We start from the raw sequence: 15,100 nt of genomic DNA on the forward strand, positions 1-15,100 counted from the left end.
GTCCACATCCAAGCTCTGAATCATACTTCAGCGACAAGCGGAATCCCTCAAATCCGATTTTCCAAACAGCCTCTGAGAACTCCCCGCCCTTGAAACTCGCGCGACATGGTTGATCACGGGTGCGAGGATGGCATCGCGGACATTTCCGCTAACGCAAGTATTGTTTGGCTGGACCGCATATCGGCATGCCTATAGATGGTATCCCCTTCGAGGGACACGGGCACATGACGTGACCATTTAAGCCGCCCTCGGCACGAGGACGGTATGCTTGAAGACCTTGTTCATGACCTGATCGAATCGTTTGCCGATGCCATCGTCGGCGTCGCTGTGACGGTCGCCGAGGATCATCAGGCGCGCCGCGACAAGCTCGCCGATTATGAGGCCAAGGCAAAAGGCCATGCGAACGCTCTGGGCCATCATGTCGCGGGCGCGGTCCAAGTGGTGGTGCGAAATCGCTACAAGGACTGGCTCGCCGATCCCCGACTGGGCCACGAGCCGCCAGCGGCTGAACTCCGTAATGCGGAAATCGGCCTGAATGAAGCGGTCGTGGCGCTGAAGGGCAATCGGTCCGTGATCAATCGTGCGGTCGCGATCGGCGCCAGCATCCGTATGATGGCCATTACCGAGGTTCTGGGCATCGCGTGCATTTACGACAAGGCCGCGACCCGGCCCGCACCGATCAAGACGAAACGCGTCGTCAAGCCGGCCCGCGCCAGCGACAAGCGAATGAACCGCCGCGCGATCTTCATAGCCGACATACCGCCAGCGCTGCTGCCTCTGGTTGCCCGACTTCGCACGTCCGATCCCGACCACTTCACCGCGCTCGGCGACCTGGAAGCGCAACGCGGCGGGTCAAACGACATCGATTGCATCGCAACCAAGCTCGCCACACTGGCATCATTGGCAGAGCATCAGGGATTCATCGACGAACTGGCAAAGCAAGCGGGTGCGGCCCTGACGCAGGCGGAGCCCAAGCCACTGCCGCAGATTGAAAAGCCCGTCGTACCGCCAATACCTGTGATGTCGTCGGGATCCACGCTGAATTCCGTTCCGACATCGACGAAGCCTTCGAGCACACCTCCCGTCGCGGGCAGCGAACAGGTGAGGCCAGCGGCGGGCAACGCAGGGCACGCTGCGGGTTCTGTGGTTAGCGCGAGGCCTTTGTATGGCGCCAAGCCGGCGGACAATGCGGCGCCCGCCAAGTCTCCTGTGATCCCGGCGACCACCGCGCGACCTGCGGCGATCACGCCCGAGATCACGGCGACGATCAAAGCGATTTCGGACTTTGTGAATTGGAATCGATGGGCGCTGTGCGAGAAGGACGGCCAGTACAGTCTCGGCAAGCTCGGGAAGCGCGCCGACCTCAACACCGCCTTCGACCCCATCGCGAAACTGCCCGCCATGCAGGAGGCACTCGCCCGTGTCGCGGCTTTGCCGGCGCCGCGAAAGCCCTGACCAGCCTGCCAGTGCGCGGCACGCTGGCACCAAAACACTCTCTCACGACGCTAGATAAGGCTTGCTACCATGCTCGACGACCTACCATCACTGCCGATGGATCTGCCCGAGGTGTTGTCGTCGGCGACGCCGCGCAAAGCCCGTCGCCCTACCGACGCTGCGCCCGGTCCGGGCACCGCACAGATGAGTCCAATGATGATTGTGGTGGATGCAACCACGCTCTCGATCGACGATCGGTTCGGGCTCGACATCGATGCGCTCTCGGCGCGATATGCCGATCAGATCGCCGACGCGCGAGTGCGTCTCATCAATGGCGGTCCTCAGACCATGCATCCATCGTTGCTGCGCACCGAGGATGATCGCTACACCGCGTTCAGCGGCATGCCCGTGGTCATCGCCGCGATCGAATTGGCCCGGGCATCCAACACCGTCGTGACCGTGCACGCGATCCTCCATGAAGCCATCGATGGCGAGGCGCTGCTGCGCGACGTCTTCGAGAACCCACGCGGCAAAAGCCTGTTCGAGAAGGCACGCTACATCGCGGGCTGCGAAGCGAAATATGGCAGCAGACGCGCCTGGATGCGGGCGGAGGGCATCCCACCGGAAAAATGGGAGCCGCGTTTCAGCAAGATCGCCAAGATATCTAAGCTCGACAAGCGCCTTCTCGCACGGATCGAGCCGCACACCATCTCGAACGCCGAAGTCACAAGCCGGATCGTCGATGCGTGCAACGATGCGGTCACCCGCCGGATCGTGATCGAAATTACCGAAGCCGCCGCTGCGACCGCCAAGGGGCCACTGAACGCGGCCCTTCTGTTCAAGCGGATCGACGCCGTACTCCGTCCGACCGTGCCAGCCTTCGTAACCGGCGGTTGGGAGAACGGCACCAGCGAACTCCGCAGTGCCGACGGCACGGTCGTTGCGACGCTGACACGTCATGACGAAGGCTGGTCGATCGCCGGCACCGACGTGATCGGCATCAGCCGCGCCATGCTGAGCTCGGCATTCGATGCGCTCAAGACCTGACGCCAGGATTGCGACTTGCACCGGTGCAAGTCGCGCACACGATTATAACTATCCGACGAGGAAAATCCCGTGACACCAGATGATGACGGTTCGATCGAACGCTATGTCGATGAGATGATCCGCTCGGTTCCCGAAGCGAACCGCCCTGATCCGCAGATCATCTGCCGGCAGGGATGTCCGAAGGCCAACTGGCTTCGGGAGGCACAGACGCTCCGCTGCTACTGCCACGCTATGGGAGTGTTCTCGTGGCCCAGGCTCAATCTTGAAGGATGCGTTGATCGCCTACGGGCGCTGCGGTCCCAACCGTAATGTGTTTCGACATTGAGGGGGGCTTTTGGTCGGATGCCGATAGGTCGATGATCTTGTTGTGGCGGTAGATTAATTAAAAAGACCCAGTAGGCGACACTTAGGCGACCCCGCCCGCTCCCCAAAACCCGACGTTCGTTCAGCGTCGAATTGCGGCGAAACTTGGTCCGACGCGATCTCGCAGATCTCCAGATCTCAGGCATGGATTGTGGTACACCGCCGTTCCAACGGCAGATCGTACAATACCGGCATTCAGTTGCGTCTTTACTGATGCTGCAACGATGGGCCACCAGTAAGCGAGCAGCCCGGCGCAGTGCTGCGGATACGTCATAAGCACCGACGCCCGTTCTGATGACCGCATTGACTACACCTGCAACCCCGGCTCTCTCACGCGGTGCTACGCGCTCAAAATCGGTGCGACACGCCAGCAAGAACCTCGATATCGGGCGCGGCCCGGTTCAGGCCGACATTGGTACCAAGATCAAGCTGGAGGTTGTGGCTCGGCTGCCAGGATAACGCTACGCTGCTGAGCGCCGGCGTGCCACGAACCGTTGGATCGGGATCGTCGTCGCGCGTCAGCTGCGCACTGACGTCAGCCTTCACCGCCTCGCTCAACGAGTATTCGATCTCGACCGCACTGCCATACAGGGCATGGCGGCCGCGACCGTCATCGTCCACCGCCGCAGCGACGAGCGGGGTAACCTGCAGCGAAACCTTGTCAGAGGTGCGGTAGGTGACTGGAAGCTGGAATGAGGCGCCCCAGTCCCCGGCGCCGATCGGCCGCCGCCCGACCGGCAGGAGCGCGGTCGCTATGATCGACATCGCCAGCCCGGTATCCTCCTTTCGTTCCACGATCGAGGTCTTCACGCCGATGGTTGCGTCGCCGACGCGGCCGGCGCGCTCGACGCTACCGTCCGCGTGGCGGTCGCGCTCGAAGCCGTAGGGTGTGAAGCCGAGACGGAGTTCCGTCTTGCCGCCCACACCGTAACGGATCATCGTATCACCGATCAGGATGGTATAGGCGCGCTCGCCGTCACCACGCGCCAGCGTCCAGTCCGCCAGCCCGGTCTCGCTCTGGAGGCGGCCTGGCGCGGTGATGCAAGCACTCGTGGTAAGGCCCGGGCGCTCGCTGCACAGTCGATCCGCATTACTGTGCTCGGCGTCCGCTGCCGCGGCGATGCATGCCACGCCGCAAGCCAGTACCGTGATAGGATCGCGCATCGTTTCCCCCCTTGAGCGGCTAAGCGCCTACAACTCCCTTCGAGGCTATGATTCCGTAGGCGTGGTGTTCAGACAAGACTACCGGCAACCGCCTGTTTGGCGTCTGACGTCCTATATCCGTTTGCTGCGCGACAGGACCGCTTCCATCCAGCAACCCCGACCCAGTCCAAGCCTTTCAGCGGGGTTTGAGGTTAGCCGAGCTGATCGATGAACTATCTAGATCCGAGCGGCATGCCTCTTTCGACTTAGCAGGCACTCCGAATGGAGTTCCGCACCCGTCACGTCGCGCGCGATCTCGCGCAGATGGGCATGATGGGTGAAGAACAGCACCTGAGTGGACTGCGCCAGTTCCGACAGGACTTCGAAGCCCGCGCGGGCGCGGTCGTCATCGAAGTTGATGAACAGATCGTCCGCCAGGAACGGCAGCCGGACGCCAGCTGCGACCGACTGTTCGGCGGCCGCCAATCGCAAGGCTAGGAATAGCTGATCCGCGGTGCCGTCACTCATCGCCTCGACGTCGATCGCCTGACGACCGCCGTCGCGCACGCCGAGTAGGCGAGGTACAGCCGCATCGTGATCGATCCTGAGTTCCACGAAGCGACCGAGCGTCAGCCGACGGAACAACGCGCTCGCGCGAAGCAGGAGCGGATCCTGGCGTTCCTGCCGATAGCGTTCCATCGCCCAGCGCAGCGTGATCGCCTGCGCGCGCTTGAGGAGATAGGTATCGGCCTGCATCGCCATCTCGGCGCGCGCCAGTTCGGCGTCGGCGATGGCGCCTGCCGCATCGCCCTCGACCGTATCGAGCGCGGCGAACGCGCGACGTGCCTCGCCGACTGCGTCTGCAGCCATCGCGACCAAGCGCTGTGCATCGTCGAGCAGCGGACCTAGCGCGTCGGCACGGGTGGCGACCGCCTCGGGATCGCTCGCTCGCCATTGCGCCTCCAGCGCCTCGATCGAATACCCCTCCCCGCCGCGGATCGCTTCCGCCACGGCTGCGGCCAGAGCCTCGCGTTCTGCGCGCATCTGGCGCGACAGCTGGACGACCGTGTCGAGCGCGTCCACGTCGATGCCGCCAAGATCGGCGATTACCGGTCCAAGGCCGGCGATCGCCGCGTCGCGCGCCGCCTGCGCCGCTTCGGCTTCGTCGGCCCGCCGCTTGCGATCGGTTTCGAGCGTGACCCGCGTAGCGGCCCCCGCCCGTGCGGCGTCCAGTCGCGCGCGCAGCTTGTCGAGCTCGGGCGTGCCGCTGTGCGCCAGCTTCGCCCACAGCGCAGCAAGATCGGCGGCGAAGCGATCGCGGTCCGTCTCGATCCCACGCAGCCGACCGTCGAGCGCCGCCACCTCGTCGACCACGCCGCGCAGTTCGTCGATCAGCGACAAGCGCGCATCGCCTTCGTCAATCGCCAGCGACAGGCCCGATGCCGCCGCGGCGTCCCGCCAATCGCGGTCCGCACGGTCCCGCTCCTCGCCGCGATGACCGGCCTGGCGGGCGTTCGTCGCGAGCGCATCGCCCAGCTGGCGCATTTCCATGTGGTCGGCGCCGTAGGCCGCGTCGCGCGCCTCACCGATTGCTACGCGCCGTTCGGCTTCGCGCAACACCGGCGCGAGCGCATCGTCGGCCGGCGCCAGCTCCGGCATCAGCCGCGTCAGCCCGTCGCGCACCATCCGGCGCCGCGTCGCCTCATCTTCCGCCTGTGACTGCAACCGCTCGGCTACGGCCTGCGCGTCCAGTGCGATCGTGCGGTCGGCCAGCCAGGCGCGGAGGCGTGCCGGCTCGAAAGGCGGTAGCCCGCCCGACGTTGCGCGTGTCTGCCACCGCGCCAGCGCTTCGCTCTCCGCGTCACGGGCGGCCTCCCGCCGAACCACGGCCTGCGCTCGGCGGAGCCGTAGCGCTGCCGCCTGCTGATCTAGCAGGCTCAATTGGCCTGAACCTTCGGCCAAGGTGAAACGCTGGTCCGCCAGATGGTCCGCGCCGATCACGGCCCGCTCATACGCCTCGCTGGATCCGACTGGATCGACCAGCGGCCCGATACCGCACACTGCGTCCCGCAGCTCGTGCCATTGCGCATCGCGCCGCGCACGCGCCGCCTCCAGATCGGTCGCCGCGACCGCCGCGCCGCTGTCGGCCAGCGCATCGCGATCGAGCTCAAGGCGCGCGCCTTCTTCGGCCAGACGCCGCTCGTCTTCCTGCGCACCGCGGACGGCGTGGCGATGCAGCGTCAGCTCGGCCTCGGCCGCGGCAAGTTCCGCCTCGTCGATCCCGGCGATCTGCGCCAACGCGTCGGCATCGCCCGACCATGGCATGAGGCGCACCCGCGCGTCCTCCGCGCGTTTGACAGCGACTTCGGCTGCCGCGACCGCGGCGGCGCAGCGCGGATCGACATCGTCACCCAGCCGGCGCGCGGCATCGGTCGCGACGACCAGCTCCGCCAGCCCGGTCGTGAGTTCTGCATCGGCAAGGCGCCGTTCCAGCGGTGCGAGCTTGGCGCCCAACGCCTCCTGCGCCTCGGCGATCGACCGCAGCGCTGCCAGAGCTTCGCCATGCCTGCGGGCCAGGTCGCGCAGGCGGGTGACGGCGAGGCGCTGCGGTATGTCCTGCTGCGCGACACCGAGTTCGCGGCGCAGCTCGGCGGCGCGCGCTTCCTTGATACGGCGCTCGATTGTCAGCCGGTCGGCGTCCCCTGCCGCCTTGACCATCTCGCCGCTCCGCTTGAACAGGGCATCGACGGTTTCGGCTTCCGCCAGCATCGCGGGATCGTTCACGAGCGCCTCGATGCGGACCGTCACGTCGCCCAGCAGCGCCACCGCCGCGATGCGGGCGCGCTCGGCATCGTTCATCGCCGTCAGGGCCGCTATGATGCGGTCCTCGCGCGCCGGCGGCAGCGCGGGCACGTCGCCGATCACGGCAAACTCCGCCAGCACTTCCGCGCGCCGCCGCATCGCCGGCCCGATGCGCCGGAGCCGTTCGAGCTGGCGCTGTTCCGCGATCAGCGCGTCGCGTTCCGCCAGCGCCGCATCGCGCACGCTTTCCGCCTCGTGCAACGCCGCTTGCGCATCGGTCCAGGCCTTGGGCTTGATCTGCTGGTCGCGAACCTGCGCGCGAGCTGCATCGTATGTGCTTTCGGCCTGCGTAAAGCTGCGCTTCTGCGATTTCTTCGGCCCCCAGATCTCACCGGCTTCCTTCTCGATATCAGCGAGCGTCGAGACGATCCCCGTCATCCCCGATCCGGCGGCGAACAGCGTCTGTCCGACGTCGTCGCGCGCCTGCACGATCGCGCGTCCGCCCTCGCGTAAACGCAGGTGATCGAGACTGAAGGCAAGACGGAAGCCGTCGCGCGTCTGGCCATGCAGCATGGCGACGAGCGGACCGTCGTCGATCGGCGTATCGTCCGCATCTACGAGCGACCCCGCACTCGCCTTGCGGCGGCGGACGGCGAGGACGCGATCGTCCTCTTCCACCACCGCGCCGATCCGTAGCATCGGATAGTCGAACGTGAAATTATAGCGCGACCGCTGCTCGAACCCGAACAGCAGGTCGGCGACCGCAGCCATGCTCGTCGTCTTGCCCGCTTCGTTGGCGCCGTAGATGATATGGAGATCGGGCGTACCGGCGCGGAAAACCAGATCGCAGCCGTCGAAATGGCCGAACCGCTCGAGAGACAGCTGCCGGAAGCGCATCAGCCCGCCCGCCCCAGCCTGGCACGCGCGCCGGCGGCGGCCGCAGCGGCGACCCGACCCCACGCACCGGCGGCGGCGATATGCCGCAAATCGTCGGGCTCGGGCGGTAGTGCTGCAGCCACCGCGGTCAGGAACGGGGTCAGATCGGCCGCCAGCAACGCCGCCAAGGCGGGATCATGCTCGGCGCCCGCCAGCATCGCGACAAGCTCATCCGCGGTCTCGGTGGTCGTAACCTCGACGGGGAGACGCGCATGCACCGAGAGCTTCTCGATCCACAGATCGTCGGCGATCGCAGCCGCCAGCGCGCGCGCGTCGTCGCGCAATGCGCCCTGTCGGTCGGCGAGGGTGTCGGCCAGCGCCGTTTCGCCTTCCAGCACGACGCGAACGACCAGGCCCCGCCCGGCCTCCTCGATCGCGCGGATCGTCGTCAGGCCTGCGCCGATCCGGTCCTGCACGCTCTCCAGGGTCTCGCAGCCCGCGCAGTCGATCACGACCCGCGCCCAGCGCAGGACATCGAAATCGATCCGCTCGATCCGCTCGATCCCGCCATCGACGACGTCGACCACGACCGCGCCCTTAGCACCCGTCTCGCGGATGTTGCGGCCCTGGACATTGCCGGGGAATACCACGGCGGGATCGTCGCACACGCGCTCGAAGGCATGAACATGGCCGAGCGCCCAATAGTCATACCCCCGCGCCTTCAGATCCGCGATCTCGCAGGGGGCGTAATGCGCATGACCTTCGCGCCCCGAGAGCGAGGTATGCAGCACGCCGATATTGAAATATCCCGCTTCGGCATCCGGATAGCGCAGCGCGAGATTGTCGGGTGCGGCCTGGTGCGCGAAGCTCCAGCCGTGCAGCGCGACGCCGAGCGCGTCGAGCCGGAACGTCTGCGGCGCCCGGGTGCCGAAGCGGTGGACATTGTCGGGCCAGGGGAGGCTCTTGGTCAGCACCGAGCCCGCGTCATGATTGCCCTGCAGCACATAGACCGGGATGCCGGCCTGTCGCAGCCGGCCTATCGCCCGCGCGAAATACAGCCCGGTGTTCATATCGCGCCAGTCGCCGTCGAACAGATCACCGGCGATCACCACGAAATCGACCGCCTCGTCGCACGCGAACCGGATCAGATTGTCGAACGCGGCGCGGGTGGCCGCGCGCACCTCGTCCGCCGGCAGCCCGTCATACCGCGCGAGGCCCGTCAACGGGCTGTCGAGGTGGATGTCAGCCGCATGGAGGAAACGGAAATTACTCATCTCTTTCAACTATCACCATTTGTTGGCAGCTTGGGAAGAGGCGGCAGAGGGACATCGAGCATGACGGCAACGGACGAGACCAACCTGCCGCGATTCGCGGGCGAAGTGCTGATCGACGCGGTGGTCGCAGCCAAGCTGAGCTTTGCGACGCATCAGAACGACGTACCCGTGCTGCACGAGTTGAAACTGCTCAATCTCGGCGACGCTCCGCTTGAAAACGTGCTGCTCGGCATCGAATCGGATCCCCCGATATTCGCACCCCGCGAATGGCGGTTCGATCGAATCGCGCCGGGCGGTGATGTCCACGTCACGCAGCGCGATCTTCCGCTCAATGCGGCCTTGCTGCTGCAACTGAGCGAAGCGGTCCGCGCGACGGTGACGCTGACCGCGCGGATTCAAAGTGTGGAGCAGCCCATCGCCGAACGCCGCATTCCCGTCGAACTCCTCGCGCGCAACGAATGGGGCGGCGTGGGGGCGATGCCGGAATTGCTGGCGGCGTTCGCGCTGCCCAACGATCCCGCGGTCAGTCGGCTGCTGAAGGCCGCGAGCGATGTGCTGCGCCGGGCCGGCAAGCCCGACGGAATCGACGGATATCAGTCCAAGTCGCGTACACGCGTCTACGAACTGGCATCCGCGATCTGGTCGGCCGTGTCGGGACTGCGCCTGACCTATGCCGAACCACCGGCCAGTTTCGAGCAGGCGGGCCAGAAGGTCCGCACGCCCGGCCAGATCGTGGAGGGGGGTCTCGCCACCTGTCTGGACACCGCGCTGCTGTTCGCCGCCGCGCTCGAACAGGCGGGGCTCTATCCGGTGCTGATCGTCACCGAGGGGCACGCGTTTGCGGGCCTCTGGCTGCAGCCGCAGGAATTCGCGACACTGCTCGTTCCCGATGCCGCCGCGCTCCGCAAGCGGATCGCGCTCGACGAGCTGCTGGTGTTCGAAACGACGCTCGCCACCGGCGCCGCGCCCGCCGGCTTCGCCCGCGCTATCACGGCTGCCAAGCGGCTGATCGACGAAGAGCATGAAGCGACGTTCGTGACGGCGATCGACGTCCGGCGCGCGCGGATGCAGCGCATCCGGCCGCTCGCGATGACCGATGCCGGCGGCCCCACCACCGCGGCGACCGAGCCTGCGGTCGATCCCGCGGGGGATGCACTGGAAGCGGCGCCCCCGCTGCCCGACTTCGATCTTGGGGAAACCGAGGCGCTGCCGACCAACGCCGAAGGACGGCTCGAACGGTGGCAGCGCAAATTGCTCGATCTCACGACGCGCAACCGCCTGCTCCACGTCAAGCCCGGCGCGACCGCGATCCGTCTGCTGTGCCCCGACCCCGCACGTCTCGAGGACGAACTCGCCGACGGCAAGAGCTTCCGCATCGTCGGCGAGCCCGACCTCGCCGGCGCAGCCGGGCGCGACGCCGCGTTGCATACCGAGCGGACCGGCGTGGTGCTCGACGAGGCCTATGCGCGCGCTGCGCTCGATCGCGGCGAGCTGTTGTCGCCGGGTGAGCCCGCCAAGCTCGAGGCGCAGCTGATCGAACTTTACCGCAAGGCGCGGCTCGATCTTGCCGAGGGCGGTGCGAACACGCTGTTCCTAGCGATCGGATTCCTGGTGTGGAAGAAGTCGGACACCGATGCGAGCCAGTATCGCGCGCCGCTGATCCTGCTCCCGGTCAAGCTCGATCGCCGCAGCGTGCGTTCGGGCGTGAAGCTCACGATCCACGAGGACGAGCCGCGCTTCAATCTCACGCTGCTCCAGATGCTGCGCCAGGATTTCGAGCTCGAGATCCCCGAACTCGCCGGCGCGCTGCCGCAGGACGCCTCGGGCATCGACGTGCCGCGCGTCTGGACGATCGTCCGTCGCGCGGTGCGGGACATGGCCGGGTTCGAGGTCGTGCCGGACGTGATGCTCGGCACCTTCTCCTTCGCCAAATATCTGATGTGGAAGGATCTGGCCGATCGCACCGCTGCGCTGAAGGCGAATCCGGTCGTGCGCCACCTGCTCGACTCGCCGCGTGAACCCTATCCATGCGACATCCAGCCACCGCGCCCCGATGCACTCGACGGCGAGGTGACGCCCGCAGACCTGTTCACCCCGCTGCCCGCCGATTCGTCGCAGCTCGCCGCGGTGGTCGGCTCGGCGCGCGGCTGCGATTTCGTGCTCGACGGACCGCCGGGCACGGGAAAGTCGCAGACGATCGCCAACATGATCGCGCATAATCTGGCGATTGGGCGCAAGGTGCTGTTCGTCGCAGAAAAGCGTGCCGCGCTGGAGGTCGTGCACCGGCGCCTCGTGGCGCATGGGCTCGGCCCGTTCTGTCTCGAGCTCCACAGCAACAAGGCGTCGAAACAGGATGTCCTACGCCAGCTCGACGCGGCGTGGAGCACCAGCGAAGCCTCGCCGCACGCCGAATGGGAACGCCGCGCCGCCGAGCTGAAGACTAGCCGTGATGGCCTCAACCGGCTGGTCGCTGCATTGCACCGCCGCCATCCCAACGGCCTGACGCTCTATGCCGCGATCGGCCGCGTCGTCCGCGATGGTGGGAATGGCGGCGGGTTTCTGCTCGATTGGCCCCAGGAGATCCATCACGACGAGGCGACGCTTGAGGCGCTGCGCGAGGCCGCGCGCCGACTCGACCTGCTGCGCCCCGCCGATCCACAACAGCCTGCGCTGGCGACGGTGGGCCGGACCGAATGGTCGAACGCATGGGTCGCCGAACTGCTCGCGGCGGCGGCGACGCTGGGCGCAACCGCGGAAGCGGCGCAGACGCAGCGCGAGGCGCTAACCGGCCTGCTCGGGATCGATCTCGGCGCGGATCGGCACGGGTTCTCGGCGACGGCGGACCTCGCGCGCGCGCTCTCCAGCGCCGCGGGGCTCGATCTCGGCTTTGCCTTCGCGCCCGACGCCGCGCGGACGATCGAGCACGCCCGCGCCGCCCTGCCAATGATCGAGGAATATCGCGGCGCGGCGGCGACGCTTTCGGTCGCGCTCACGAACGATGCGATCGCGACGCTGCAGCTCGATACGCTAGACGCCGAGTGGAGCGCCGCCAAGGGCGCGATGTGGCCGCTGTCGATCTTCCGCAAGAAGGCCGTGACGCGGCATCTCGACCCGCGCAGTGCGGCCGATCTCGACGCCGAACTGCCGCGGCTGCACAGCCTGCAGGACGTGCTCGCTCGGCTTGCACCGTTTACGGCAGCGGCGGCGGGCGCACCCGGCTGGGCCGGTGTCGACACCGACGAGGATCGGCTCGCGGCGGTGCTCGGCGCCGCCGAAGCGCTCCGCCGCGCGATCGTCCACGCCGCCGATACGCCCGACCGGCTCGTCGCGCTGCGCACGAGCCTCAAGCGGATCGTGACCGAGACCGCCGAGCTGCTCGGCCCCGACGCGGCGATCGGACGCACACTGTCGGCGTTCGTCACGGCGCACGATCGGCTCGAAGTCGCGCTCGAGGGCTTTCAGCGGGTCGCGGCGTCGCCCGCGCCGATCGACGACACCGATCTCGTCGGCGCCGCACGCGCGATCGCCGCCGGCATCGCGACGCACGCCCCGCAGCTCACCGGCTGGACGGCATGGCGCCGCGCCGGGCAGGCGGCGCTCGATCTCGGCCTTGCGTCCCTGGTCGCGGCGATCGAGACGGGCGCGATCCCTCCCGGCGCCGCGGCGGAGAGCTTCGAGCTCGCCTACGCCCGCTGGTGGGCTGCAGGCGCGATCGATTCCGAGCCGGTGGTGCGCGACTTCACCCTGGCCGAGCAATCCGATGCGATCGCGCGCTTCCGCGATCTCGACCGCCAGTTCGCCGAACTCACCCTGGCCTATATCCGCGCCAAATTGTCCGGTGCGATCCCGCCCAAGGATGCGCAGACCCAGCCCCCCGGCTTCGGCACCCTTGCCCACCAGCTCAAGCTGCAGAAGCGCCAGAAGCCCGTACGTCAGCTCGTCGCCGAGATGGGGCCGGCGCTGACCACGCTCGCGCCCTGCCTGCTGATGAGCCCCTTGTCGGTCGCGCAGTTCCTGCCGCCCGAGGCCGCGCAGTTCGACCTCGTCATCTTCGACGAAGCCTCGCAGATCACCCCATGGGACGCGGTCGGCGCGATCGCGCGCGGGCGCCAACTCGTCGTCGCGGGCGATCCCAAGCAGATGCCGCCGACCAGCTTCTTCGGGCGCGGCGCGGGGGCCGAGGACGACGACAGCGAGGTCGAAAGCGACCAGGAGAGCATTCTCGAGGAATGCCTCGGCGCCCGCCTGCCGCAACGCCGGCTGACCTGGCACTATCGCAGCCGCAACGAGAGCCTGATCGCCTTCTCCAATCATCGCTATTACGATGGCGACCTGATCACCTTCCCGGCGCCGGTGACGCAGGATGCCGCGGTGTCGCTGCGCACGGTCGCTGGCGCCTGGGCGCGCGGTAAGGCGCGCACCAATCAGATCGAGGCGGAGGCGATCGTCGCCGAGGTGGTGGCGCGCCTCACCGACCCTGACTTTGTCGACGAGCGCGGCCGCCCGCTCAGCATCGCGGTCATCACGCTCAACGCCGAGCAGCAGAAGCTGATCGAGGACCTGCTCGACCGCGCCCGCCGCGGTCGCCCCGAACTCGAACCTTTCTTCGCCGAGAACGCGGCGGAACCCGTCGTGGTCAAGAATCTCGAGACGGTGCAGGGCGACGAGCGCGATCTGGTGCTGCTCGGGATCGGCTATGGCCCGGAGACGCCCGGGGCGTCGGTGATGGCGATGAATTTCGGTCCGCTCAACCGACAGGGCGGCTGGCGCCGCCTCAACGTCGCGATCACCCGCGCGCGGCGCGAGATGGTGGTGTTCGCTTCCTTCCCGTCCGATCGCATCGACCTCAACCGGACGAGCGCCGAAGCGGTGCGCGACCTCAAGCATTTCCTCGAATTCGCCGAGCGCGGACCGCGCGCGCTGGGCGAAGCGGTGATGGGATCGGTCGGCGGCTTCGAATCGCCGTTCGAACAGGCCGTGGCGCGCGAGCTTCGTGCCCGCGGCTGGACCGCCGTGCCGCAGATCGGCGTGTCCCGCTTCCGCATCGATCTCGGCATCGTCCATCCCGATCGACCCGGCGACTACCTCGCCGGCGTCGAATGCGACGGCGCCTCCTACCACAGCGCGGCGACCGCGCGCGATCGGGACAAGGTGCGCGAGGGCGTTCTTGCCGGGCTTGGCTGGCGGCTGGCGCGCGTCTGGTCGACCGATTGGTGGCACGACGCACCCGGCGCGCTCGATCGCCTGGACGCGTCGCTGCGCGCGATGCTGGCGGACGCGCGCGAGCAGGACGCGCTCCGCGAAGCCGAACGAGCAGCCGCCGAACCACCGGCGGATCCCGGCGGGACTGAGGACCGTGAGGAAACGCCCGATACGACACCGGACGAGGCATCCCAGACGCTCGACCTGGGCGGCGCTTACCGGCGCACTAGCTTTGCCGACCTAACGAACCTGATCGAGCCGGAGCGTTTTCACGAGCCTGCCTATACCGCGGCGCTGCGGGAGATGATCGGTCGCGTGATGGCCGCCGAGGCACCGATCCGTGACGACTGTCTTGTCGAGCGGATCGCACGCGCGCATGGCTTCCGGCGTTCGGGCAGCGCTATCCGCGATCGTGTGATGACGCTCGCGCGCGCCCTCACCCACGCGACGCGCGAGCCGGACGGCGCGACCTTCCTCTGGCCCGACAGCGTGGCGCCCGGCGCATGGGACCGAGCGCGCTATCCGGCGACGAGCGACGACATACGAACGCTTGAGGAAATAGCATTGCCGGAACTCACCGCCGCACTGCGTGCTTGTTCGGGCGACGACCCCGCGGCGGAGGCCGCGCGGGCGCTTGGCGTGCGTCGCCTGAGCGCAGCCGGCCGTGATCGCCTACGTCGGGCGGTACCAGCGACCGGTCATCTACGATGAGTGCGCCTTTGGGGCGAGTGAGAGCGACGCGCGGCGGCGCCAGCGGATCGGTATTTCGTGCGGACGGCGATTAACGTTGGTACTTGGCAGGAGCCGTCAATCGAGGCGCACCTCGACCTCGGTCTCCGCGCCATCCCACTTCCCCGTAAGTCCAGGCACTTCGTCAAGTTGCCTTAGAGCCCGATCCGAAACTAAGTTGAGTGGTATCAGCGGGTTAGCTTGACGCCAGCCCAAGTCATTGATTCAGG

General features: G+C 67.4%; 6 protein-coding genes. 3 read left to right on the top strand and 3 right to left on the bottom strand.

Annotated elements, in window-relative coordinates:
• Positions 1–264 precede the first annotated feature (264 nt).
• The gene (locus QN347_RS16945) at positions 265–1,455 is read left to right on the top strand and encodes a hypothetical protein (RefSeq protein ID WP_322162222.1); all 1,191 of its coding nucleotides are present in this window, start codon (positions 265–267) and stop codon (positions 1,453–1,455) included.
• Between the two features lie 69 nt (positions 1,456–1,524).
• Positions 1,525–2,481, top strand: a complete 957-nt coding sequence (locus QN347_RS16950; protein WP_322162220.1) for a hypothetical protein — start codon at positions 1,525–1,527, stop codon at positions 2,479–2,481.
• 711 nt (positions 2,482–3,192) lie between these two features.
• On the opposite strand, the gene QN347_RS16955 is transcribed toward QN347_RS16950, so the two are convergent.
• From QN347_RS16955 to QN347_RS16965, 3 genes are all read right to left on the bottom strand, one after another.
• The gene (locus QN347_RS16955; RefSeq protein ID WP_322162218.1) at positions 3,193–4,008 is read right to left on the bottom strand and encodes a transporter; all 816 of its coding nucleotides are present in this window, start codon (positions 4,006–4,008) and stop codon (positions 3,193–3,195) included.
• Positions 4,009–4,224: 216 nt separating this feature from the next.
• Positions 4,225–7,686, bottom strand: coding sequence for an AAA family ATPase (locus QN347_RS16960; protein ID WP_322162216.1), 3,462 nt, complete (start codon positions 7,684–7,686; stop codon positions 4,225–4,227).
• Positions 7,686–8,939: a DNA repair exonuclease gene (locus tag QN347_RS16965; protein WP_322162214.1), complete on the bottom strand. Its 1,254-nt coding sequence runs from the start codon at positions 8,937–8,939 to the stop codon at positions 7,686–7,688. Before QN347_RS16965 ends, QN347_RS16960 begins: the two co-directional genes overlap by 1 nt.
• A 60-nt stretch (positions 8,940–8,999) precedes the next feature.
• Here QN347_RS16965 and QN347_RS16970 point away from each other — a divergent pair, with 60 nt between their 5' ends.
• Positions 9,000–14,852 (top strand): DUF3320 domain-containing protein, encoded by a 5,853-nt coding sequence (locus QN347_RS16970; protein WP_322162212.1) that lies wholly within the window; start codon positions 9,000–9,002, stop codon positions 14,850–14,852.
• The last annotated feature ends 248 nt before the right edge of the window (positions 14,853–15,100 follow it).

Source organism: Sphingomonas sp. 10B4 (genome assembly GCF_035019905.1).
GTDB lineage: Bacteria > Pseudomonadota > Alphaproteobacteria > Sphingomonadales > Sphingomonadaceae > Sphingomonas > Sphingomonas glacialis.